The 23,107-nt window shown below is 71.2% G+C and carries 19 protein-coding genes; 7 read left to right on the top strand and 12 right to left on the bottom strand.

Annotated elements, in window-relative coordinates; translation table 11 throughout:
- Positions 1-6: 6 nt before the first annotated feature.
- Complete coding sequence (locus OG507_RS40385; RefSeq protein ID WP_442810976.1) at positions 7-258, top strand: hypothetical protein; 252 nt, start codon at positions 7-9, stop codon at positions 256-258.
- Positions 259-357: 99 nt separating this feature from the next.
- Here the strand turns inward: OG507_RS40385 and OG507_RS13660 are convergent, their stop codons facing one another.
- The 10 genes from OG507_RS13660 to OG507_RS13615 all read right to left on the bottom strand — a co-directional run bounded on the left by OG507_RS13660 (position 358) and on the right by OG507_RS13615 (position 12,618).
- Positions 358-1,683, bottom strand: coding sequence for a hypothetical protein (locus tag OG507_RS13660; RefSeq protein ID WP_327367464.1), 1,326 nt, complete (start codon positions 1,681-1,683; stop codon positions 358-360).
- Positions 1,684-1,787: 104 nt separating this feature from the next.
- The gene (locus tag OG507_RS13655) at positions 1,788-2,828 is read right to left on the bottom strand and encodes a glutamate ABC transporter substrate-binding protein (protein WP_327367463.1); all 1,041 of its coding nucleotides are present in this window, start codon (positions 2,826-2,828) and stop codon (positions 1,788-1,790) included.
- 11 nt (positions 2,829-2,839) lie between these two features.
- Positions 2,840-4,174, bottom strand: a complete 1,335-nt coding sequence (locus tag OG507_RS13650; protein ID WP_327367462.1) for a hypothetical protein — start codon at positions 4,172-4,174, stop codon at positions 2,840-2,842.
- 395 nt (positions 4,175-4,569) lie between these two features.
- Positions 4,570-5,544 (bottom strand): N-acetylglucosamine kinase, encoded by a 975-nt coding sequence (locus OG507_RS13645; RefSeq protein ID WP_327367461.1) that lies wholly within the window; start codon positions 5,542-5,544, stop codon positions 4,570-4,572.
- A complete protein-coding gene (locus tag OG507_RS13640) occupies positions 5,535-6,800 on the bottom strand; it encodes a 6-phospho-beta-glucosidase (RefSeq protein ID WP_327367460.1) in 1,266 nt (421 codons plus the stop codon). Before OG507_RS13640 ends, OG507_RS13645 begins: the two co-directional genes overlap by 10 nt.
- 3 nt (positions 6,801-6,803) lie before the next feature.
- Positions 6,804-7,706 carry a carbohydrate ABC transporter permease gene (locus tag OG507_RS13635; protein ID WP_327367459.1) on the bottom strand — a complete coding sequence of 301 codons (903 nt, stop codon included), beginning with the start codon at positions 7,704-7,706 and terminating at the stop codon, positions 6,804-6,806.
- 1 nt (position 7,707) lies between these two features.
- A complete protein-coding gene (locus OG507_RS13630; RefSeq protein WP_442811099.1) occupies positions 7,708-8,589 on the bottom strand; it encodes a carbohydrate ABC transporter permease in 882 nt (293 codons plus the stop codon).
- A 79-nt stretch (positions 8,590-8,668) separates the two neighbouring features.
- On the bottom strand, positions 8,669-10,006 hold the full coding sequence (locus OG507_RS13625; protein WP_327367457.1) for an ABC transporter substrate-binding protein: 1,338 nt from the start codon (positions 10,004-10,006) through the stop codon (positions 8,669-8,671).
- Positions 10,007-10,069: 63 nt separating this feature from the next.
- Positions 10,070-11,293 carry an ROK family transcriptional regulator gene (locus OG507_RS13620; RefSeq protein WP_327367456.1) on the bottom strand — a complete coding sequence of 408 codons (1,224 nt, stop codon included), beginning with the start codon at positions 11,291-11,293 and terminating at the stop codon, positions 10,070-10,072.
- Positions 11,294-11,550: 257 nt separating this feature from the next.
- The gene (locus OG507_RS13615; protein WP_327367455.1) at positions 11,551-12,618 is read right to left on the bottom strand and encodes a mechanosensitive ion channel family protein; all 1,068 of its coding nucleotides are present in this window, start codon (positions 12,616-12,618) and stop codon (positions 11,551-11,553) included.
- Positions 12,619-12,949: 331 nt separating this feature from the next.
- Between OG507_RS13615 and OG507_RS13610 the strand changes: the two genes are divergently transcribed.
- Positions 12,950-13,486: an HNH endonuclease gene (locus tag OG507_RS13610; protein ID WP_114244529.1), complete on the top strand. Its 537-nt coding sequence runs from the start codon at positions 12,950-12,952 to the stop codon at positions 13,484-13,486.
- Positions 13,487-13,553: 67 nt separating this feature from the next.
- Here the strand turns inward: OG507_RS13610 and OG507_RS13605 are convergent, their stop codons facing one another.
- Complete coding sequence (locus OG507_RS13605) at positions 13,554-16,592, bottom strand: beta-N-acetylglucosaminidase domain-containing protein (RefSeq protein ID WP_327367454.1); 3,039 nt, start codon at positions 16,590-16,592, stop codon at positions 13,554-13,556.
- Positions 16,593-16,933: 341 nt separating this feature from the next.
- On the opposite strand from OG507_RS13605, the gene OG507_RS13600 reads away from it, so the two are divergent.
- From OG507_RS13600 to OG507_RS13590, 3 genes are read left to right on the top strand one after another with little or no spacing between them, the layout of a single operon-like run.
- Entirely contained in the window at positions 16,934-17,209 is a 276-nt protein-coding gene (locus tag OG507_RS13600; RefSeq protein WP_442810975.1) for a hypothetical protein, read from the top strand.
- Positions 17,210-19,378: a 4-alpha-glucanotransferase gene (gene malQ / locus OG507_RS13595; protein ID WP_327367453.1), complete on the top strand. Its 2,169-nt coding sequence runs from the start codon at positions 17,210-17,212 to the stop codon at positions 19,376-19,378.
- A gap of 56 nt (positions 19,379-19,434) precedes the next feature.
- Positions 19,435-19,665 (top strand): hypothetical protein, encoded by a 231-nt coding sequence (locus OG507_RS13590; protein ID WP_327367452.1) that lies wholly within the window; start codon positions 19,435-19,437, stop codon positions 19,663-19,665.
- A 188-nt stretch (positions 19,666-19,853) separates the two neighbouring features.
- On the opposite strand, the gene pepN is transcribed toward OG507_RS13590, so the two are convergent.
- The gene (pepN, locus tag OG507_RS13585; protein WP_327367451.1) at positions 19,854-22,433 is read right to left on the bottom strand and encodes an aminopeptidase N; all 2,580 of its coding nucleotides are present in this window, start codon (positions 22,431-22,433) and stop codon (positions 19,854-19,856) included.
- A 99-nt stretch (positions 22,434-22,532) separates the two neighbouring features.
- Between pepN and OG507_RS13580 the strand changes: the two genes are divergently transcribed.
- Positions 22,533-22,763, top strand: coding sequence for a ribbon-helix-helix domain-containing protein (locus tag OG507_RS13580; protein ID WP_327367450.1), 231 nt, complete (start codon positions 22,533-22,535; stop codon positions 22,761-22,763).
- A complete protein-coding gene (locus tag OG507_RS13575) occupies positions 22,750-23,097 on the top strand; it encodes a type II toxin-antitoxin system PemK/MazF family toxin (protein ID WP_327367449.1) in 348 nt (115 codons plus the stop codon). The genes OG507_RS13580 and OG507_RS13575 overlap by 14 nt, the downstream gene beginning before the upstream one ends.
- Positions 23,098-23,107: the final 10 nt, after the last annotated feature.

The following is a 23,107-nucleotide window of genomic DNA, read 5'->3' as shown; positions in this document are numbered from 1 at the left end:
CGGGACGTGGCTCCACCGGACACCGAGCGCGAGAGCCGTCCCGAAACGGAACGCCGCGACGTCGACGAGCGCGAAGAGGAACGCGAGGACGCCCGGGACGAGGAACGCGAACTGCTGTCGCTGCCCCGGCTGCCCCTGCTGCTCGCACCGCCGCCCGCGATCCCGGTGGGCGGCGAACTCACCATGCCCGTCGGCGAGACGACCGGAGCCAGACCGCAGGTGTCGCAGTACAGCTCACCGCCGCCCATGTCCTCGTAACTGCCCTCGCACGCGGGGCGCTGGCACTGCGTACTCATGGTCCGTCCCCCTGTTCGCCCCGCCGCTGCCGCGGCCCTTCCACCTTGCATCCGTCCGTGCTCATCGCCGGTCCTCCGGTCCCGAGGTCCGGCGCTGGGACAGCAGTTCGGCCGCCGCCTCCTGATAGCGCAGCACCGTCTGCGCGGCGACCCGCAGATCGCACGGCGCGCTCCACAGCATGCGCCGCGCCGCGTCGTACCGCTCGATCAGCAGCGGGTCCTCGGCCAGCCCGTGCTGGGCGATCTTCGCCTTGTACGCGTCGAGCCTGCCGCGCAGTTCCGCCCGTACGGCCAGCGGGGCCGTGACCGCGGTCAGCGACTCGCGGGCCCGCAGCAACTCCTCCTCGGCCTCCCGCTCCAGCGTCTCCAGGAGCGGGGAGAGCCGGTGCCACTGGGCATGCCTGCGGTACTCCGAAGCGGCGGCCAGCCGCTCCTGGAGCGCGGTCGCCGGACCGCTGACCGCGGGCACCTCCGAGGCGGCGATCTTCGCCAGCACCTCCCCGCGCGCCGACCGGGCCTCGGCCAGGGTGCGGTCCGCGCGGGAGAGGACGTCACGCAGGTGGACCAGGCGCTGCTCGGCGTCCTGCCGGACCGCGAGCACCGCCTCGATCTCACGGCGTACGTCGTCGAGCGCGCGGGCCGCCCGGTCGTATCGTGTCGTGTCGGGGCGTCCGCCGCCGGGCGCCGAACTCCCCGGGCCCGACAGCCAGAACGCTAGCGGATCGGAGATCACCTGGACCCGCAGCGTGGTCAGCTCCTGGGTGATCGCCTCCAGGTCGTCACCCGCCGGGTGCTCACCGGGCCTTACGCCGACGGAGTGCGCCAGCGAGCGGGTGCGGTGCAGCTCGGCGGCGAGGAGGTCTATCCGGGCGGGCAGCGCGGACCACACGGAGTCGGAGGCGACGACCATGTCCAGCGAGCGGGCGTACAGGTCGTTCATCCGGGCGACCAGCTCCTCCAGCGTGAACCGCTCGGAGAGCCTGGCCGGGCCCGTGATCGACGGATCGGGGCGACCCGCCGCGTGCGCCACGGTGACGCCCTGGCCGCGCAGCAGCTCGGTGAGGGCCATCAGGTCCTCCCGGTTGGGGTGGCGGCGGCGGGACCGCACCGCGCGCGCCTCGGACAGCGCCCCCGCGTAGGCGTCGAAATATCCCCACAGCAGCGTGATCGACTGCTCGGTGGAGGCCCAGCGTTCCTTGGTGACACCGGTCAGATCGGCGCCCTCCAGGAGCCGGCGGCCCGCGTGGTCCTGCAGGGCGAGGAGCGAGGTCTCGATAGCCTCGTGCTCCGCGTCCAGCCGGGCCAGCGCACGGTCCGCCTCGTCCCGGTCCATGACCGGGCCGGGGGGCCTCCCCGCGTAGCCGGGGAAGGGGCCCGCGACGCCCATCGATCATCTCTCCGCTCTTCCTGCCGGGACGGGCCCGGCAGGATCAGTGCCACTGCCTCGCCGGTCCGGTCGCGCGCTGTCGCGCACACCTGGCCGGCCCGGCGCTAGTTGCTCCGGTACTTGGGGGCCGGTGGCGCCGATATCCCCGGCAGACCGGCCTCCAGCCACTTCCGGTACGACACCATCCAGGGGCTGTCCGCACCTCCCCTGCGGTAGTCGACCAGCACCTGATTGACCCGGGCCACCAGATCGTTCGCACCGCGCTTCGTCGCCACGCCGTAGTACTCGGTGGTGAACGGCTTGTCGCCCTTGAGCTCGACCGCCGGGTCCTGGGCGGCCTGGCCGGCCCCCAGCGCGTTGTCCGTGACCACCGCGTCGACCTCGCCCAGCTGCAGCCGTACCAGGCAGTCCAGCTGGTTGGGGACGGTGAGCCGGTCCTCGTCCGCCTCGGTGCTGTCGTGCTCGTCCTTGAAGACCGAGCCGAACGACTGCTTCTCCAGTGCCTCGTAGGCGGTGGAGCCCTCGGCGGTGCAGACCCGCTTGCCTGCAAGGGACTTGTCGAACCCGGTGATCGGTGAGCCCTTCGGCGCGAGGACCTGCTGCCCGGCCTGGAAGTAGGCCGTGGAGAACGAGACCTGGTCCAGCCGGGTGCAGTTGATCGTCATCGTCCGGACGACGACGTCGACCTTGTCGTTCTCCAGGGCGGCGATCCGCTGATTGGTGGGGATGGCCCGGAAGATCACCGCGTCGGGATCGCCCAGGATGTCCTCGGCGATGGCCCGCACCAGATCGATGTCGAAGCCTTCGAGCTTTCCGGTCTCCGGGTTGCGGTAGCCCCAGCGGAAGCTGTTCTGGTCGACGCCCGCGATCAGCTTTCCGCGCGTCTTGATCTTCGCGATGCTCGGACCGTCGGCGCTCGACGGCGGCAGGCTCGCCTCCGGGTCGGTGCAGTCGTCGGCCCGGGCCTGCACCGCCTGCGCCGTGTCCGGTCCGGAGGAGTCCCCGACGAAGGCGTCGGCGCCGCCGTGGGAGAGCGGCAGCAGGGTGAGCGAGGCCGTCACCGCGCAGGCCACGGCCATGCCGGTCACCCCACCCCAGCCACGCAGCCTGCGGTCGGCCCGGGGGCCCGTGCTCTTCCTGGTCATCGCTCCCCCTCTCACCGGTACTCCGAGAGCCTGCGGTTGACCCCGACGATGGCGGCGAGGGCCGCCAGCGCGGCGAGCGCCGAGGCCCCGACCGGCAGCCCGCCCAGCGCCCCGCGCCCGTCCTTCGCGGCCCGGGTGAATTCGCCCTGTTCATGGGCGAGTGCCTGCTTCAGCGCCTCGTCCACCCGGTTGAAGGACTCACCCGTGGAGTCCTTCGGCCCGATGATCTGCTTCAGCGCGCCCTCGTAGTCGCCGCTGTCGTCGGTCGTGCGGGCGGTCCGGTGGCGGCCCTGCCACTCGGAGACACCGTTGATGGCGTTCGCCACCGGCCCGCTCCCCTGGGAGTCGTCGGCAAGCTTCCTGGCTTTCCCCAGCTCTGCACCGAGAGCCTTCATCCCCGTGCTGTAGTCGGTCTCGTACTTGTCGTTCCTGCCGTCCGCGGTGAGCACCGCGCCACGGGCGACAAGAGTGAGGTTCTCATTCGCGCGCGCCTTGAGCGAGTCGATCCGCGCGTGGTTGAGGACATCGAGGGACTGCTGCCCGTGCACATCGGCGTCCAGCAGTTCGGCACGCGCAACCGTGTGCCCCACGGCCAGCCACAGCAGGACGACGGTGGACGCGGCGGTCGCGACGAGCAGCCCCTGGTTGAAGACCCGGTTCGTCCTGCGGTAGTTGCGCCGCTGAGCCCAGAGCAGTCCGGCCAGCGCGACGACACCGAGCCCGAGCGAGAAGAACGGCCAGGCCCTGGCCGAGTCGTTGTCCCGGTCGAGCCGCCCGGTCTCCGCCGTGTACAGCCGCTCGGCGGCCGGCAGCAGCACATTGGTCATCTTCTGGTTCGCGTACCGGAGATAGGCACCGCCCAGCGGCAGACCCTGCCGGTTGTTGGCGCGGGCCCGCTCGATCAGGCCCGCGTACCGGGGGAGTTCCACGTTGAGCGTGGTGATCTCGTGCCCGGAGGCCGTCGACGCGTCCGTGTTGGCCGCGGCCTTCACCAGCAGCCGGGACGCCTCCTCGATGTCCTTGTCGTACCGGTCGTGGACATCGCGCGGCTCCTGTGCCCCGGCCAGGAAGCCGCTCGCCGCCGCGGTGTCGGCATCGGCCAGCGAGCGGTAGATGTCCGCCGCGTCGGCGCTCAGCGGCTGGCTGCGGCTCACCACGTCATCGGCCGCGGCCGCCCGGTCGGCGATCTCGAACGCCGTCACGGCCCCGAACGCGACGACGAGCAGGGCCAGTACGGCCCCGATGATCTGCAGCCTGCCCGGTTCGGTCGTCGCCGCGGTCCGCAGCCGCTCCGCCGTCGCGGACCGGGCCCCGCGCTGTGGCGGAGCGGGTACGGTCGCGGGCACGGGCGGCTGCGCCCGCGCGTGTTCCGGCGCCGTACGTACATTCGGCGGGTGTGTCACTCGACCTCCCCCTCGGTCACTGACGGCGGTCAGGCCCCCGGCCGATCGGGGGACTGGTACCCGGCCAGAAGTATGGCCGCAGGGACTGACATCCACACAAGGAACGCCCTGATCCTGCATCGGTCCACGAACACGATCCACTGACACGATCGACGAACGCGATCACACGCATTCGACCAAGGCCCGAGCCGCCGATCAAGACGATCGGCGGACCAATCCCCGAAGCGGACCGATCTCCCCACTCATGAACACGTCCGGGACAACTGATCGGTTCCCGTACGCAAGGGGCGTCCTGCGGCATTTGCATCGCAGGACGCCCCTCACGTACGGCAACCGTGTCAGCCGTACTGCGCACGCAGCCTCTCGTGCACCTCGTCGGCCGCCCCCGTGTGATCCAGGCCGAGCAGCGCGGCCCCCAGAACCGGAGGCTCCGTCACCACCCTGACCACCGCCTTCGGGGCGCGCACCGCGAGGAGTTCGCCGATCTTGTCGTCCAACTGCGGGTGACGGGCCGCCAGTACGCCGCCGCCCAGCACCACCGGTGCCTCCTCGTCCAGCAGACCGAGCCTGCCCAGCGCGACCGATGCCATCGCGACGACCTCCTCCGCCAGCCGGTCCACCAGCGCACCCGCCACCCGGTCCCCGGCCGCAGCGGTCGCGAAGAGCACCGGAGTCAGCTCGTACCGCCGCTCGAACCCGAGCCGGCCCAGATGCAGCGCCTCGATCAGCGCGTACATCGAGCCGAGCCCGAAGTGCCCGGGGAGCGCACGCGCCAGTTCGGTCGGCTCACCGCGGCCGTCCTCCGCCCGCGAGGCGAACCACATCGCCTCCTCGGCCAGCCCCGAACCACCGCCCCAGTCACCGGAGATCCGGCCTATGGCCGGGAAGCGCGCGGTCCTCCCGTCCGGCACCATGCCGACGCAGTTGATCCCCGCACCGCAGACGACCGCCACCCCCCGCGGCTCGTCCACCCCCGCACGCAGAATCGCGAAGGTGTCGTTGCGGACCTCGACCGTGGCACCCCAGCCACGGGCCCGCAGCGCCGCCGCCAGCTGCTCCTCCTCCACCGGAAGGTCGGCGTTGGCGAGAGCGGCCGACACATGCGCGACGGAGCCGGACGGCACGCCGGACAGCTCCAGCGCCCGGCCGACGGCCGCACCGAGAACGTCCACGGCCGCCTCGATGCCCACGACCGGCGGCTGGAAGCCACCGCCGCGGGCCGCCGACAGCACCGTTCCGTCCTCACCGACGAGTGCCACATCGGTCTTGCTGTTCCCCGCATCGATCGCGAGGACCGAAGCGTTCACGCCCACGCCAGGTGCTCCCGGTTGTGCGCGATCAGCTTGTCGGTGAGCGCCTCGGCGTACTCGAACTGGCCGATCAGCGGGTGCGCGAGCAGCGCCTTGAAGACCCGCTCGCGGCCCCCGCGCAGCGCGGCTTCCAGGGCGAGGTCCTCGTACGCCGTCACATGGGAGATCAGGCCGGCGTACAGCGGATCCAGCTCGGGAACGGCGAGCGGCGTCGCGCCCGTGCCGTCGACCCGGGCCTGCACCTCGATCACCGCGTCGTCCGGCAGGAACGGCAGCGTCCCCCTGTTGTACGTGTTGACGACCTGCACCGCCGAGCCGCCCGAGCCGAGCAGCGAGGACGCCAGGTCCACGGCCGCCTCCGAGTAAAAGGCGCCGCCGCGCTTGGCGAGCAGTGCGGGCTTCTCGTCCAGCGCCGGGTCGCCGTACATGGCGAGGAGCTCCTTCTCCATCGCGGCGACCTCGGCCGCCCGGGACGGCTTGGTGCCGAGTTCCCGTACGACCTCGTCGTGCGCGTAGAAGTACCGCAGGTAGTACGAGGGGACGACGCCGAGCCGGTCGACGATCGCCCGCGGCATGTGCAGATCGTCGGCGATCGCGTCGCCGTGCTCGGCGAGCAGCTTCGGCAGGACGTTCTCGCCGTCCGGGCCGCCGAGCCGGACCCCGAGCTCCCAGGTCAGATGGTTGAGCCCGACATGGTCGAGGTGTACCTCGCCGGGGGTGACATCGAGGAGCCGGGCGAACTTCCGCTGGAAGCCGATCGCCACGTTGCACAGGCCGACGGCCTTGTGCCCGGCCTGGAGCAGCGCACGGGTGACGATGCCGACCGGATTGGTGAAGTCGATGATCCAGGCGTCCGGGTTGGTGCGGCGGACCCGCTCGGCGATGTCCAGGACGACGGGCACGGTGCGCAGCGCCTTGGCGAGGCCGCCGGCCCCGGTGGTCTCCTGGCCGATGCAGCCGCACTCCAGCGGCCAGGTCTCGTCCTGGTTGCGGGCGGCCTGGCCACCGACGCGCAGCTGGAGCAGGACCGCGTCGGCGCCGTCGACGCCCGCGTCGAGGTCCGAGGTGGTGACGATCCTCCCCGGGTGGCCCTGCTTGGCGAAGATCCGCCGGGCGAGGCCGCCGACGAGTTCGAGACGGTCGGCCGCCGGGTCGACGAGGACGAGTTCCTCGATGGGCAGCGTGTCCCGCAGCCGGGCGAAGCCGTCGATCAGTTCAGGTGTGTAGGTGGACCCGCCACCAACTACTGCGAGCTTCATAGGTCAGCCCTTTACTCCGGTCAGTGTGACGCCCTCGACAAAAGCCTTTTGAGCGAAGAAGAAGACGAGGATCACAGGGGCCATGACCAGTACGGTCGCGGCCATGGTCAGGTTCCAGTCGGTGTGGTGTGCGCCCTTGAAGGATTCCAGGCCGTAACTGAGCGTCCAGGCGGCCGGGTTCTCGGAGGCGTAGATCTGCGGTCCGAAGTAGTCGTTCCAGGCGTAGAAGAACTGGAAGAGCGCGACGGCGGCGATGCCCGGTCTGGCCATCGGCACCACGACCTTGAGCAGGGTGCGCAGTTCGCCGCAGCCGTCGACCCTCGCCGCGTCGAGGTACTCGTTCGGGATGGTCAGCAGGAACTGCCGCAGCAGGAAGATGGAGAACGCGTCACCGAAGGCCATCGGGATGATCAGCGGCCAGAGCGTGCCGGACATGTCCAGCTGCTTCGCCCAGAACAGATACATCGGGATGACGACGACCTGCGGCGGCAGCATCATCATCGAGATGACGAGCATCAGCGACAGATGCCGCCCGCGGAAGCGGAACTTGGCGAGCGCGTACGCCACGGGCAGCGACGACACGACCGTGAGGACGGTGCCGAGGCCCGCGTACAGCAGGGTGTTCTTCCACCAGGTCAGAAAGCCCGGGGTGTCGAACACCTTCCTGTAGTTGCTCCACTCGAAGGGGTGAGGCCACAGATCGCGGGTCAGCGCCTGCTGGTCGCTCATCAGCGAGGTGAGCAGGAGGAAGACGAACGGCAGCACGAAGAAGAGCGCGGCGGCGACGCCGAGCGAGTGCACGGCGATCCAGTGCAGCAGCGTCTTGCGGCGGGCCGTGCGCTCGGCCGGGGTGACCGGGTCGGGCGCGGGGCCGGCCGCCTTGAGGGTGTCGAGAGCCTGCGCCACGTCACTCACCTGCCTGGATCAGCCCGCTGCGACGCCGCATCAGCAGTGCGGTGAACGCCATCGCGAGGACGAAGAGAACGAGCGCGACCACGCAGGCGGAGCCGTAGTCGAAGCGCTGGAAGCCGAGGTTGTAGACGAGCTGCGGAAGCGTCAGTGTCGACTTGTCGGGATAGCCCGGTTCGAACTGCTGCCCGGAGCCGCCCATCACGCCCGAGGCGACCTTCCCCGCCACGAGCGGCTGGGTGTAGTACTGCATCGTCTGGATGATCCCGGTGACCACGGCGAACATCACGATCGGCGAGATGTTCGGCAGGGTGACGAAGCGGAACCGCTGGAACGCGGTCGCCCCGTCCAGCTCCGCCGCCTCGTACTGCTCCTTCGGTACGTCGAGCAGCGCGGCCATGAAGATCACCATCAGGTCGCCCACCCCCCACACCGCGAGCGCGGTCAGCGCCGGTTTGGACCAGGCGGCGTCGGTGAACCAGCCCGGCGTGGGCAGCCCCAGATCGCCGAGGATCGAATTGACCGGCCCCGTCCCCGGGTTGAGCAGGAAGACGAAGCCGAGGGTCGCCGCGACCGGCGGGGCCAGATACGGCAGATAGAACAGGGTGCGGAAGACCCCCGTACCTGTCTTGATCCTGGTGATCAGCATCCCGACACCGAGCCCGAACACCACCCGGCAGGTCACCATGACCACGACCAGCCAGAGCGTGTTGCGCAGCGCGGGCCAGAACAGCGGGTAGTCGGTGAAGACGTACGACCAGTTCTTCAGCCCGCTGAATTCCGGGGCCGCGAAACCGTCGTAGCTGGTGAAGGAGAAGTAGAGCGTGGAGATCAGCGGATAGGCGAAGAAGACGCCGAACCCGATCAGCCACGGCGACATGAAGGCCGCCGTCCGAAGGGCCGACCGGCGGCGCTTCGAACGCAGAGCGTACGTGTGCGTGCTCGTGCTCATCGCGGTGCTACTTCGCCTGGGCGATCGCCGCGTCGATCTCCGCGGCGGTCTTCTCCAGACCGGCCTTGATGTCCGTCTGCTTGCCCTTCTCGATGTCGAATCCGAGGTTCTGCAGGGACACCAGGTACGCGCCGCCGTTCACCGAGGGCGGGGTGGTGGTGCTGTCCGGGTTCGCGGCGATGTCCAGGAACGTCTTGAACCGCGGGTCGTACTTCAGCTTCGGCGACTTCAGCGCGTCCAGCGTGGACGGCACGTTGTGGATGGCGTTGGCGAAGTCGACCACCGCGTCGGTGTCGGTCGTCATGAACTTCACCAGCTCCCAGGACGCGTTCTGCTTCTTCGACGTGGACGCGATACCGGCGATGGTGCCCGTCAGATAGCCCTTGCCGTAGGTGTCGGCCTCGTCGTCGGCGACGGGCATCGGGGCCACCCCGATCTCGAAGCCCGGCTTGGTGTCCTCGGCCATGCCGAGCCGCCACTCGCCGTCCAGTTGCATGGCCACCTGGCCTGTGTGGAACGGGTGCTTGGCGCCCCACTCGTCACCGAACGAGGTGCGGTACTTCTCCAGCTTCTCGTAGCCGCCCAGGTCGTCGACCAGCTTCTTCTGGGTGGTGAGCATGGAGGCGAACGCCGGGTCCTTGGCGATGTTCGACTTGCCGTCCGTGTCGAAGTACGTGGGGTTCCAGCCGCCGAGGTAGTGCTCGGTCGTCGACTCGTAGCCGTGGTAGTTCGGCATGAATCCGAGCTGCTGGTACGAGTCACCCTTGGTCTTCGTCAGCTTCTTGGCGTCCGCGGCCAGTTCCGACCAGGTCTTCGGCGGGGCGGTGATCCCGGCGGCCTCGAACGCGTCCTTGTTGTAGTACAGCCCGTACGCGTCACCGAGCAGCGGCACGGTGCAGCGCACACCGTCGAACTGCGTGTACTCGTTCATCGCCTTGGGGAAGGTCTTGTCCGCGTCGATCCCGTCCTTCTTCAGGAAGGGGTTGAGGTCGACGAACGCCTTCGACGAGCAGAACTTGCCGACATTGTTCGTGGTGAAGGACGACACGACGTCCGGGGCCTTCGAACCGCCCGCCCGCAGCGCCTGGTTGATCTTGTCGTCGGTCATGTTACCGACGACCTTCACATGGATGTTGGGGTGCGCCTTCTCGAAGGCGTCGACCGTGGCCTGGATCGCCTTGACCTCGTTCGGGGCGCTCCAGCCGTGCCAGAAGTTGATGGTCGTCTCCTTGGACGCGTCATCACTGGCACCGGAGTTGCTCTGGCCCGTACAGGCGGAGGCGAACAGCGATATCGCGGCGGTCGCGGCGAGCGCGGCGGCCGTCTTCCGGCGGTTTCCGGACATGGCGGAGTCTCCCGATGAAGGATTGGGACGGAGAGTGGCTCGGACGGATCAGTGGGTACGGGGTCAGCGCGACGTGTCGAAGACTTCGTCGCGGGTGGTGGCGAGCGCGCTCTCCAGCGCGCCGCGCAGTACGGGGCGGTGGGTCACGTCACCGACGATCAGCCGGGGCCGGGAGGCCGCCAGCTCGATGAGCTCGGACTCCACCCGGCCGCGCAGCGGCTCCCCGCCGACCGCGATCAACTCGCCCGACAGCACGACGAGTTCCGGATCCAGCACGGCGACCATCGAGGCGAGACCGGTCGCGAGTCCGGTGGCGAACAGATCGAGGAGCCGGGAGTACGGGCCGTCCTCGCCCGACTCCGCGGCCTCGGCGGCCCGGGCGACCAGCCGGGCCGCGACCTCGTGATGGGTGCCCGAGCCGCGGCTGAGCTCGTCGTCGATGCCGAGCTCCCGGGCCAGCCGGGACAGCACCTGCGCGCCCGCCAGCTCCTGGAATCCGCCCGCGTTCGCCTTGGTGACCTGGCGGACCAGGGGCACGCCGGGCACCGGCAGGAAGCCGACCTCACCGGCACCACCGGTGAAGCCGCGGTGCAGCCGCCCGTTGATGACGAGGGCGGCACCGAGCCCCTCCTCGTTCCACAGCAGGACGAAGTCGTCGTGCCCGCGCGCCGCGCCGAGCCGCTGTTCGGCCACCGCGACGAGGTTCACGTCGTTCTCGTACTCGACCGGCATCGGCAGAAAGGCGGCCAGCTCGTCCAGCAGGGTGGGGGAGTGCCAGCCGGGCAGGTGCGAGGCGTACCGCAGCCGCCCGGTACCGGGGTCGAAGGCCCCCGGCGTCCCGATGACGACCCGGTGCACATCGGCGCGGGTCAGCCCGGCGTCCTTTACCGCCCCGTCCAGCGCCTCCGCCACCTGCCGCACCACGGAGTCGGCACGCCGCCCCGGGGTGCGCAGCTCGAACTCCCCGACCGTCTCACCGGTCACATCGGCGACGGCGGCGACGATCCGCTGGGCGTTCACATCCAGCCCAGCGACATGGGCGGCCCGCGCGTTCACCGCGTACAGCTGCGCATTGGGCCCCGGCCGCCCGGCCACGGTCCCGGTGGCGACAACCAGCCCGGCCGCCTCCAGCCGCGCCAGCAGCTGCGAGGCGGTGGGCTTGGAGAGCCCGGTCAGCTTTCCGATCCTGGTCCGCGGCAGGGGCCCGTGCTCCAGCAGCAGATCGAGGGCGGCCCGGTCGTTCATGGCCCGCAGAACGCGGGGGGTACCCGGTGTGGTTCCGGCCACGAGCGCTGCACCTGCCCTCTGTTAGGAAAGTTTCCTATTCGGTGAGAGGACGGTATGCGCACGTCACCGGAGCGTCAATGGGCAGCGCCCCGGTGGCAACCAAAGCGTTACCTGGGGCGCCGGCGGGACGCATGGTTCCTCGCCTGCACCCTCCAACCAGGTTATGGGCGAACAGAGTTGAGGTCACCCCGGCGCGCTCATGCGTGAGGGGCGCCCCGCAGACCTCGCGGGGCGCCCCTCATCCGTACGGCCGAGGCCTACTTCGACAGGTTCGGCGGCGGGGTGATCGGGGTCGTGGCCAGGGACTGGGGGGACGTCGTCGAGGCGTACGCCGAGGGGGCGGCCACGGCGGCCGTCGCGTCGGCCGCGGAGGGCTCCTCCGGCTGGAGGGGGACGCCGCCGACGATGCGGATGCCCGCCTCGTCGAAGGACCGCTTGATCCGCCAGCGCAGCTCGCGCTCCACGCCCAGCGCCTTGCCCGGCATCGTCTTCGCGCTCACCCGGACCGTCATGGAGTCCAGCAGCACGGAGTCCAGTCCCAGGATCTCCACGGGGCCCCACAGGCGCTCGTTCCAGGGGTCCTCCTTGGTCATAGTCGCCGCGGCCTCGGTGATCACCGTACGGACCTTGTCGAGGTTCTCCGTGGGGCGCACCGTCACATCGACGCCGGCCGTCGACCAGCCCTGGCTGAGGTTGCCGATCCGCTTCACCTCGCCGTTGCGGACGTACCAGATCTCGCCGTTGTCGCCGCGCAGCTTGGTGACCCGCAGGCCGACCTCGATGACCTCGCCGGAGGCGACGCCCGCGTCGACGTTGTCGCCCACGCCGTACTGGTCCTCCAGGATCATGAAGACACCGGAGAGGAAGTCGGTGACCAGATTGCGCGCACCGAAACCGAGCGCCACACCGGCCACACCGGCGGAGGCCAGCAGTGGGGCCAGATTGATCTGGAACGCGCCCAGGATCATCAGCGCCGCGGTGCCGAGGATCAGGAAGGAGGCGACCGAGCGGAGTACGGAGCCGATCGCCTCGGAGCGCTGACGGCGGCGTTCCGCATTGACCAGCAGCCCGCCGAGCGCGGTGCCCTCCACCGCCTGGGCGCTGCGGTTCATCCGGTCGATGAGCTTGGTGAGAGCACGGCGGATCGCGATGCGCAACACGACCGCGATCGCGGCGATGAGCACGATGCGCAGACCGGTGTTCAGCCAGGTGGACCAGTTCTCCTCCACCCAGCCCGCGGCGTTGCCGGCCTGCTCGGCGGCCTCGTCCAGCGAGCCACCTGGCCCGGGCGACGGAGCTGCGGCCAACAGGGCGGACAGGAACACGACGGGACCTCCAGGTGGGGCGACTGCAGACCAACCACACTAACGGGGTATCGGGAGTGTTCCAGTGCCGCGTGCGGGGGGAGAGACACGTCTCACGAGGTGCGTACAGGCGCCGTGTGGCCGATCGCACACCGGGCCGCGACCGCTGTCGAAATGGCTCAGAACCGCCTGTTCCGGCGGGCGGCGGCGGTGCGGGCGGCCGGGAGCGGAGAAAAATCCTCCCGGCCCGTTACCCGCACGTGGTGGCGCTTTGACCAGGCGTGAGTAGAGACTGAGATCGGATCGTCCCGGCGCGAGCCACGCGCCGCCGGCGTACAAGGAGGCATCCGCCGTGCCGCATGTCCTGGTTCTCAATGCGTCGTACGAGCCGCTCGGCGTCGTACCGCTCCGCCGCGCGCTCGTCCTCGTACTCGAAAACAAGGCCATCTGTCTTGAGGAGTCCGGCGCCTTCATGCACAGTGCCACCCGGGCCGTCCCGGCCCCCAGCGTCGTCCGTCTGAAACGTTTCGTACGGGTTCCCTACCGGGGGCCCGTACCACTCACCCGAAGAGCGCTCTTCGCCCGGGACGGAGGGCGCTGCATGTACTGCGGCGCCACCGCGACCAGCGTCGACCATGTCATTCCGCGCAGCCGCGGTGGACAGCACGCCTGGGACAACGTGGTGGCCGCCTGCCGCCGCTGCAACCACGTCAAGGCGGACCGGCACCTGCCGGAGCTCGGCTGGCGGCTGCACCAGCAGCCCGCCCCGCCGACGGGCCTGGCCTGGCGCATCATCGGGACGGGACACCGCGACCCGCGCTGGCTGCCGTACTTGCAACCGTTCGGCGCGGACGACGCGATGGCCCGGATCGACGGCATCTCAGCCTGAGAGATCCGGGCCTTTGTCGTCCCCGGAGCCGGACCGGGGCCCGCGAGGACGTTCCGCGGGCCCGGCGTTACTCCGTCGGAGCGACGGCGTACGCCTGGACCGACCAGAGCGAGTAGCCGAACTCCGTGGCCCGGGCATCGCCCTGGACCCGGATGAAGCGGGTGTCCTTCGCGTCCATCCGGACCGACTCGTGCCCGCCCCTGCCGCCCCGTACGGTCGCCGCCGTGCGCCAGCTGCGGCCGTCCGCGGAGACCTGGATGCGGTAGCGGGAGGCGTACGCGTCCTGCCAGTCCAGCACCACCCGGCCGACCCTCGCCGACTGCGGCAGCTGCGCCTGCCACCAGGCGCCGTCCTCGACGGGCGAGGACCAGCGGGTGTCCGGATCGCCGTCGGCGGCGGCCGACGCCGGGAAGTCCGGGGTCTCGTCGCCGGACGAGGAGACCGTGGCGGTACGCACCAGGTCGGGGCCCGCGGTGCGCGGGTACGCCCGGACGGTCAGCGTGCTGCTCTCCTCACCGAAGCTGAACGGCACCTCGTACTCACCGGCCGGGGTGCCCGCCGGGACGGTGATCTCGACGGGGACGTCGGTACGGGAACCGCGCGGCACCCTCGTCTGCTTCGGGACACGCACCTCGATGCCCTCGGGAGCCTGCGCGGTGAGCGTACCCCGCACCTCGGCGGGGCGCCGGGCGGCCAGGCGCGCCGCGACCCGCTGCGGGCCGCCGCCGATCTCGGCGTCCGTCTCACCCCGTACGAGAGCGAGCCGGGCGGCGGGCTCGTCGCCGAACCACGGCACGAGCGCGCGCACCCGCGGGGCACGGCCCTGCGCACTGCCGGAGGCACCGGCCGCGATACCGCTTCCCATCGGGCCTCCCGAAACGAACGGCGGCATCGTGCCCGTGATGACCGAGGGCGCCGACGGACCGCCGAGGGGCCAGCTGATCCGGATCGCGTCGGCCCGCAGCCCCCTGGCCGGAATCTGGGTCCAGCCGCTCGCCGACACCGGGCCGAGGCTCCGCCAGCCCTCGCCGGGCACATGGGCCTCCAGCGTCGCACCGGCCACCGCGCCGCTGTCGGGAACGGTCATCACCGTCACGGTCTCCACCGGACGCGACCGGCTCAGCCGGACCGTATGGCTGCCCGGAGCCTCGGTCACCGTACCGGTGTCGCGGTCCGCGCCCGTCCAGGCGTCCGCCTCCCGGCGCACCCGGTCCAGGAACGGGCCGAGGACGCCCTTGCCGACCGTCGCACCGCTCGCCTTCGCGGCCTTGCGCACCGGCTCCAGCGCCAGCGACGCCCGCCACGCCGCAGCGCCGTCGCCGCGCGACTGGGCCTGCAGCAGATCCACGGCCAGCTCGCCCGCCCGGCCGTACCGGGACAACTGCTCGCTCCACGGCCGCACTTCGCCGTCCAGACCCCCGCCAGCCAGGCCCTTCAGCCGCTGCGGGGTCTCCCGCATCACGGTGAACGCCTCCCGCAGCCTGCGCGCCGCATCGTCCCGGGCCGTGACGTCGGTCGCCGTACGGGACTGCCAGAACGCGGCCAGCAGCGGCCGCAGATACGCCGACTCGTCACCGCCCAGCACGGACGTCGCGTTGTTCCCGGCCAGCGCGCGCAGCGCGGCCCCGGTGCGGGCGTCACCGCCCGCCAGATCGTCGATCGCCGCCTGCCAGGACTCCTGCGGCCGGTAATCCTTCGGGTTCCAGGCGAAGTCGGCCGCGGTGAACAGCGGAATGCGGGACGCGGACGGCTGCTCCATCGCATTGGCGAGCAGCGCCGCGGAACCGATCGCCACCGCCGGGTCCCGGCCGGTGTACGGGCCGAGGAAGATGCGGTCCTGCGCGTAGTCGTTGACCGGGTAGTTGTCCATCGTGACCAGCGGATGCCTGAACGTGGCGCGCGCTCCGGCCAGTTCCCCGCCGGTGATGGTCCTCGGTACGACCCCGACCCCCGTCCAGGCGACCTGGACCCGCTCGTCCAGCTCGTCGGCGAGCGCGCGGCGGTAGTCGGTCGACCCGTCCTGGTAGAACTCCGTCGGCATCACCGACAGCGGCTCCGCGCCCGGATGACGGTCCGCGAGATGCTGCGCCACCTTGCTCGCCACCCGCGCCTGCGCCCTGGCCGCCGCCTCGGGGCCGCGGCCGAAGGTGTCGGCGTCGCTGTCGCAGTGCCACTCGCTGTAGCTGACGTCCTGGAACTGCAGCTGGAAGACCCGCACTCCCAGCGCCCACATCGCGTCGAGCTTCTTCGTCAGCGCCTTCACATCGTCGTCCGACGACATGCACATGGCCTGGCCGGGAGCGACGGCCCAGCCGAGCGTCACATGCTCGGCGCGGGCCCGCTCGGCCAGTGCCCGGAAGTCGGCGCGCCGGTCGGCGGGGTACGGGTCGCGCCAACGGGCCTGCCGGTACGGGTCGTCGCCCGCCGCGTACAGATACCGGTTCTGCTTCGTACGCCCCATGAAGCCGATCTGTGCCAGCCGCTCCTCGCGGGTCCACGGCTGCCCGTAGAAACCCTCGGTCATTCCGCGTACGGCGGTGCCCGGCCAGTCCCTGACGGCGACCCCGGCGACGCCGCCGTCCCGGATCAGCTGACGCAATGTCTGCACGCCGTGGTAGAGGCCGTCCTCGCCGACGCCGTCCACGGCGACGGTGTCCCGGCCCGCGACCCGGCCGACCGCGATGCGGTAGCCGCCGGACGGCAGATCGCCGCGGTCGGGGGTGCGCAGCGTGCGCAGGGCGTCCTGGGCGCCGTCGCCGCCGAGCCGGATGACCGGGCCGCGGCCCGGCAGCGACTCGTGGACGGTGCGCACGCCCGCGTCGCGCAGGATCTGCCGGAGCGCGTCGGCGGCGTACGGATCCGCGAGCGCGTCGGCCACGAGGGTGACCTCGGTGGAGAGCGCTACGGAGGGCCCGGCCGCCTTGATGGACTGGGGCCGCGGCCACACGGCGGGCAGGGTGCCGTCGTCCGTGCGGTCTGGGGTGGTGACGGCGGGGGTGCCGGGCGTCGAGGGGGCCGCGACGGCGGCCGGGGTCCCCGTGGAGAGCAGCCCGCCGAGCACGGCGACCGCCACGGCCGTTGCCTGCTTTCTGCGCCTGAGCCGCATCGCTCTTTCTCCCTCGCTCCACCGGTGGGCTCCGAGCCCACCACCCGCGCGCGAGGGTGTCAATGCAGGTGGTTGTCGTGCCGCAAATGCCCGATGTGGCAGATGGGGTGAGGGATGCTCGGCCATCGGCGGGTGACGCCAAGGATGACGTCGCATGGCCGAAAACAGCGGACAACTTGACGGAGAACCGGCCTGCGGGGAACGGAATGTGACCCGGGGCACGTTGAAGTCGTTGTGATAGCGCCTATGTCTGCGGGCGAGCCCGCTGGGTAGGTCTCCTGTTGTCCCGTTCTTCTTCCGCTGCCCTGTTCCTCCGCTTCCTCCACGGTCGGGAGGCCACCGTGCCCGCTGCCTCGCAGCCTCTGCTCTCCGCTCTCCGTGTCCTCTCCGAGGGGGCGCCCGGCCCCGGCCCGCTGACGAGCGAGCCGCCGCTCGCCGACGCGATACCGCTCACCAGCGAGCCGCCGCTCGCCGACGCGATACCGCTCACCAGCGAGCCGCCGCTCGCCGATGCCACGCCACTGACCAGCGAAGCCCCGCTCGCCGTCAACGCCCCGCTGACCAGCGAGCCGGCCGGCCCCGGCGGCGCGTGGGGCATGGAGTTCCCAGGAGTCTGAATGGGCTTGTCCCGGCTCGCCGCACTGCACGGCGTCGCCACCTCCTACTCCCCGTCCGCCGACGTCACGGTGTCCGTCGCCGACGACACGGTCGTCGCCGTGCTCGCCGCGCTCGGTGTGGACGCCACCACGCCCGAAGCGGTAGGGGAGTCGCTCGCCGCCGCCGAGTTCTCGGCCCGGTCCCGGCTGCTCCCGCCGACGCTGGTGGTGTGGACCGGGGAGCCGCTGCCCGCGGTCCTGACCGCCCTGCCGCCCGGCTCCACGCTGGACATCGCGCTGGAGGACGCCGGCTCGCGCCCGCGGATGCGCGTTGCGGCCGACCGTCCCGATCCGGCCGTTGCGGGACGGGGCGCGGGCACCGAAGCCGGAGCAGACGCGGGTACCGGCACGGGCGCCGGGAAAGGCGTGCCACCGGTCCCCGCATGGTGGGCCGAGCCGCCGCTCGGGGTGCACCGGCTGACCGTACGCGCGCCGGGCGGCCCGGGCGCGGTCTGCACGCTCGTCGTCGCCCCGCCCCGGGTGCCGCAGCCGCCCGCCCGCAGCCACGGCTTCCTCGTCCAGCTCTACTCCCTGCTCTCCGCCCGCTCCTGGGGCATGGGCGACCTCGGGGACCTCGCCGACCTCGCCGCCTGGTCCGGACGGACCCTCGGCGCCGGGTTCGTCCAGGTCAACCCGCTCCATGCCGCCGTGCTCGGCAGCCCCACCGACCCATCCCCGTACCGCCCTTCGTCCCGGCGCTTCCCCGACCCCGTCCATCTGCACATCGAGTCCGTCCCCGAGTACGGGCACGTGCCGGACCGGGCCGCCCTCGACGACCTGCGGCAGGACGCGGCGACGCTCAGCGACACCGTCCTGAACAAGGGCGCCCTGATCGACCGGGACGCCGTCTGGGAACTCAAGCGCCAGGCCCTCGAACTCGTGACGGAGGTGCCCCTCACCCCCGGCCGCCGCGCCGCCTACTGCGACTTCCTGGCCGAGCAGGGACAGGCCCTGGAGGACCACGCCCTGTGGTGCGCCCTCGCCGAGGTGCACGGCTCCGACTGGCACACCTGGCCGGCCGCGCTCCGCGACCCCCGCTCCAAGGAGACCGCCCGCGCCCGCCGCGAACTGCTGGACCGGGTCGACTTCCACTGCCGGCTCGCCTGGCTGACCGACAGCCAGCTCGCCGCCGCCCAGCGTGCCGCGCTGGACGCGGGCATGGGCGTCGGCGTCGTCCACGACCTCGCCGTCGGCGTGCACCCCGGCGGCGCCGACGCCTGGGCCCAGCAGGACGCCTTCGCGCACGGCATGTCCGTCGGCGCGCCGCCGGACGCCTTCAACGCCCGCGGCCAGGACTGGGGCCTGCCGCCCTGGCGTCCCGACGTCCTCGCCGCGTCCGGCTACGCCCCCTACCGAGGACTGCTGCGCGGACTCCTCGCCCACGCGGGCGCCCTGCGCATCGACCACGTCATGGGCCTGTTCCGGCTCTGGTGGGTGCCCGAGGGGCGCCCGCCCACCGAGGGGACCTATGTCGGCCACGACGCCGAGGCGATGCTCGCCGTCCTCGTCCTGGAGGCGCACCGGGCCGGCGCGGTCGTCATGGGGGAGGACCTCGGCACCGTCGAACCCGGCGTACGCGAGGCACTGGCCCGGCGCGGCGTGCTCGGTACGTCCGTGCTCTGGTTCGAACGGGACTGGGCGGGCACCGGCCGCCCCCTGGCCCCCGAGCAGTGGCGCGAGGGCTGCCTGGCCACCGTCACCACACACGATCTGCCGTCCACCGCCGCCCGGCTGACCGGCGACCATGTGACGCTGCGCCACCGCCTCGGCCTGCTCACCCGCGGCCTCGCGGAGGAGCAGGCCGCGGACGCCGCCGACACCGCCGAGTGGCTGGCGTATCTCGCCCGGCTCGGCCTGCTGCCCGAGGGCGAGGGCGACGAGGAGGGCGCCGTCCGCTCCGTGCACCGCTTCCTGCTGCGCACCCCCGCCCGCATGGTCGGAGTCTGGCTGCCCGACGCCCTGGGCGACCGCCGCCCGCAGAACCTCCCCGGCACCTGGGACCAGTACCCCAACTGGCGACTGCCCGTCGCCGACGCGGAAGGCCACCCGGTCACCCTGGAGGAACTGGCCGCCGCACCCCGCCTGCACCGGCTGATGGAGGTCCTCCGCCCCCGCGAGGACCGCCCCTGACCCCGTACGGCACCCCCGGGCGCGCGCCCGTCCAGGGCGTTCGCTACGTTTGCACCGTGGACAAGAAGAACGCTATGCGCGCCGGCGCCGTCGCGGCCGGAACGACGCTGATGATGCTGCTCATGTCGTCCCCCGCGCTCGCGCTCACCCGCGACGACGGTGACGACCCCGGTCCGGGCCTGAGCGTGATGGAGACCATCGGTCTGTACGTCGTGGCCCCCATCGCCCTGTTCGTGGTCATCGCGGGCCTGGTCATGGTCCTCGACAAGTCCAAGAAGCAGGCCTAGCAACCACACCGTTCCCGAGTGCGCCGCAGGTACCCCGTACCGTGCGGCGCACACGCGTGTCCGGAGCCGGGTGCGGTCTCTTCACCGTCGCCCGGTCGAAAGCCGACCGCACGACGCCGAAGGGGCGGGCACGGTGCGCAGCCCCGTAGGGCCATGCACCGTACCCGCCCCGGCAACCCGCAACCGCGCTACGCGGAAGCCGCCGCGTCGGCCGCCTGGGCCTTGAGCGCGCGCTCCACGCCCGAACGCGACTCGGACGTCAGCCGGCGCAGGGCCGCGGTCGGCTCCGTCGAGGACAGCCAGGCGTCCGTGGCGTCGAGGGTGGCCTGCGAGACCTGGAGGGCCGGGTAGAGGCCGACCGCGATCTGCTGCGCCATCTCATGGCTGCGCGACTCCCAGACGCCCTTGACCGCCGCGAAGAACTTCTCCGTGTACGGGGCCAGCAGCTCGCGCTGGTCGGTCTGGACGAAGCCGGCGATGACCGCCTCCTGGAGGGAGTTCGGCAGCTTGTCGGAGTCGACGACCGAGGCCCACGCCTCCGCCTTCGCCTCCTCGGTGGGGCGCGCCGCGCGGGCGGTCGCCGCGTGGCGCTCGCCCGCCGCCGTCTTGTCGCGCTCGGACTCGGCGGCGATCTCGTCCTCTTCGAGCAGACCGGTCGCGGCGAGCCGCTCGACGAACGCCCAGCGCAGCTCGGTGTCGACGGCCAGGCCCTCGACCGTCTCCTTGCCGTCGAGCAGCGACTGCAGCAGGTCCGTCTGCTGCGGGGTGCGGGCCGTAGCCGCGAAGGCGCGGGCCCAGGCCAGCTGGTGGTCGCTGCCCGGCTCCGCGGCGCGCAGGTGCGCGAGCGTGGCCTCGGTCCACTGCGTCAGCCCGGCCTCGCGCCACTCCGGCGCCGCGTACAGGTCCAGTGCCATCTTCACCTGACGGTGCAGCGACTGGACGACGCCGATGTCCGTCTCCTTGCCGATGCCGGAGAGCACCAGGGAGAGGTAGTCCCGGGTCGCCAGCTCGCCGTCGCGGGTCATGTCCCAGGCGGAGGCCCAGCACAGGGCGCGGGGGAGGGACTCCGCGAAGTCGCCGAGGTGCTCGGTGACGACGCGCAGCGACTCCTCGTCGAGCCGGACCTTCGCGTACGAGAGGTCGTCGTCGTTGAGCAGGATCACGGCGGGGCGGGCGGTACCGGCCGGGAACGGCACGGTCGTGCGCGCGCCGTCGACGTCCAGCTCGATCCGGTTCGTACGGACCAGCTTGCCGGAGTCGTCGGTGTCGATGTCATAGCAGCCAATGGCGATGCGGTGCGGCCGCAGCGTCGGCTCGCCCTTCGCACCGGCGGGCAGGGCCGGGGCCTCCTGGAGGACCGTGAACGACGTGACGCGGCCGTCCTCGTCCGTGGTGATCTCCGGGCGCAGGATGTTGATGCCCGCCGTCTCCAGCCACGCCTTCGACCAGGTCTTCAGGTCGCGGCCGGAGGTCTCCTCCAGCGCGCCCAGCAGGTCGGGAAGACGGGTGTTGCCGAACGCGTGCGCCTTGAAGTACGCCTGGACGCCCTTGAAGAACTCGTCCATGCCGACGTACGCCACCAGCTGCTTCAGGACCGAGGCGCCCTTGGCGTAGGTGATCCCGTCGAAGTTGACCAGCACATCGTCCAGATCGCTGATGTCCGCCATGATCGGGTGCGTGGACGGCAGCTGGTCCTGGCGGTAGGCCCAGGTCTTCTCGGAGTTGGCGAACGTGGTCCAGGAGTTCGGCCACTTCGAGCCCTGCGCGTACGCCTGGCAGGCGACCGAGGTGTACGTGGCGAACGACTCGTTCAGCCACAGGTCGTTCCACCACTCCATGGTGACGAGGTCGCCGAACCACATGTGCGCCAGCTCGTGCAGGATGGTCTCCGCACGCCGCTCGTACGCCGCGTCCGTCACCTTCGAGCGGAACACGTACTGGTCGCGGATGGTGACCGCGCCCGCGTTCTCCATCGCGCCCGCGTTGAACTCCGGGACGAACAGCTGGTCGTACTTGGCGAACGGGTAGTCGTAGTCGAACTTCTCCTGGAACCAGTCGAAGCCCTGCCGCGTCACGTCGAAGATCTCGTCCGCGTCGAGGAACTCGGCCAGCGACGGGCGGCAGTAGACGCCGAGCGGAACGGACTGGCCGTCCCTCTCGTAACTGCTGTGCACCGAGTGGTACGGGCCGACGATCAGGGCCGTGATGTACGACGAGATGCGCGGCGTCGGCTCGAAGGACCAGACGTTGTCCTGCGGCTCGGGCGTCGGCGAGTTCGAGATGACCGTCCAGCCCTCCGGCGCCTTCACCGTGAACTGGAACGTCGCCTTCAGGTCGGGCTGTTCGAAGCTCGCGAAGACGCGGCGCGCGTCCGGCACCTCGAACTGGGTGTAGAGGTACGCCTGCTGGTCGACCGGGTCGACGAAGCGGTGCAGGCCCTCGCCCGTGTTGGTGTACGAGCAGTCGGCGACGACCTTCAGCTCGTTGGAGCCCGCGACCAGATGCGGGAGCGTGATGCGCGAGTCACGGAACACGGCCGCGACATCCAGCGCCCTGCCGTTCAGCTCGACCTCGTGCACCGCGGGGGCGACCAGGTCGATGAAGGTCTCCGCACCGGCTTCGGCGGAGTCGAAGCGCACGGTGGTGACGGACCGGTAGGTGCCACCCTCCTGCGCTCCGGAGAGGTCGAGATCGATCTCGTACGCGTCCACGGTCAGCAGGCGCGCCCGCTCCTGTGCCTCTTCGCGGGTCAGATTCGTGCCAGGCACGCGGTCATCTCCTTGGTGTGTGACGTTTCGGGTCATCCTTCCACGTCGCACCCGGAGATGGAGTAGCTATAGCTTGGCTACTCCGGTAGCATCAACGGTATGAAGATCAGTGTGAGCTTGCCGCAGGAGGATGTCGCCTTCGTCGACGAGTACGCCACGAAGACCGAGGCGGATTCCCGGTCCGCGGTGATTCACGCCGCCATCGAGCTGCTGCGTGCCTCGAATCTGGAGGCCGACTACGAGGCGGCGTTCGCGGAATGGGACGCGAGCGAGGATGCCGTGCTCTGGGACCGGGTCTCGGGTGACGGGCTGACCGATGAGGCGCGGTGACATCTACCTGGTCGACTTCGAGCCCGTGCGGGGCAGCGAGGTGAACAAGGCGCGCCCGTCGGTGATCGTCTCGAACGACGGGGCGAATTCCGTGGTGACCCGGACCGGGCGGGGCGTGATCACCGTGGTGCCCCTGACGTCGAACACCGCCCGCGTCTATCCGTTCCAGGTGCTGCTCCACGCCGACGAGTCCGGTCTGCACAGGGACTCCAAGGCCCAGTGCGAGCAGGTACGGGCGGTGTCCCCCGACCGCGTCCTGAAGCGGGTCGGCACCATCCCCCGCCGGCGCATGGCCGAGATCGATGCCGCGTTGCGACGGCATCTCGCACTCTGAGGGACATGAG

It is taken from the genome of Streptomyces sp. NBC_01217 (genome assembly GCF_035994185.1).
Taxonomy (GTDB): Bacteria; Actinomycetota; Actinomycetes; order Streptomycetales; family Streptomycetaceae; genus Streptomyces.
The sequence above is the reverse complement of the archived record's forward strand: the minus strand, read 5'-3'. Positions and strand labels throughout refer to the sequence as shown.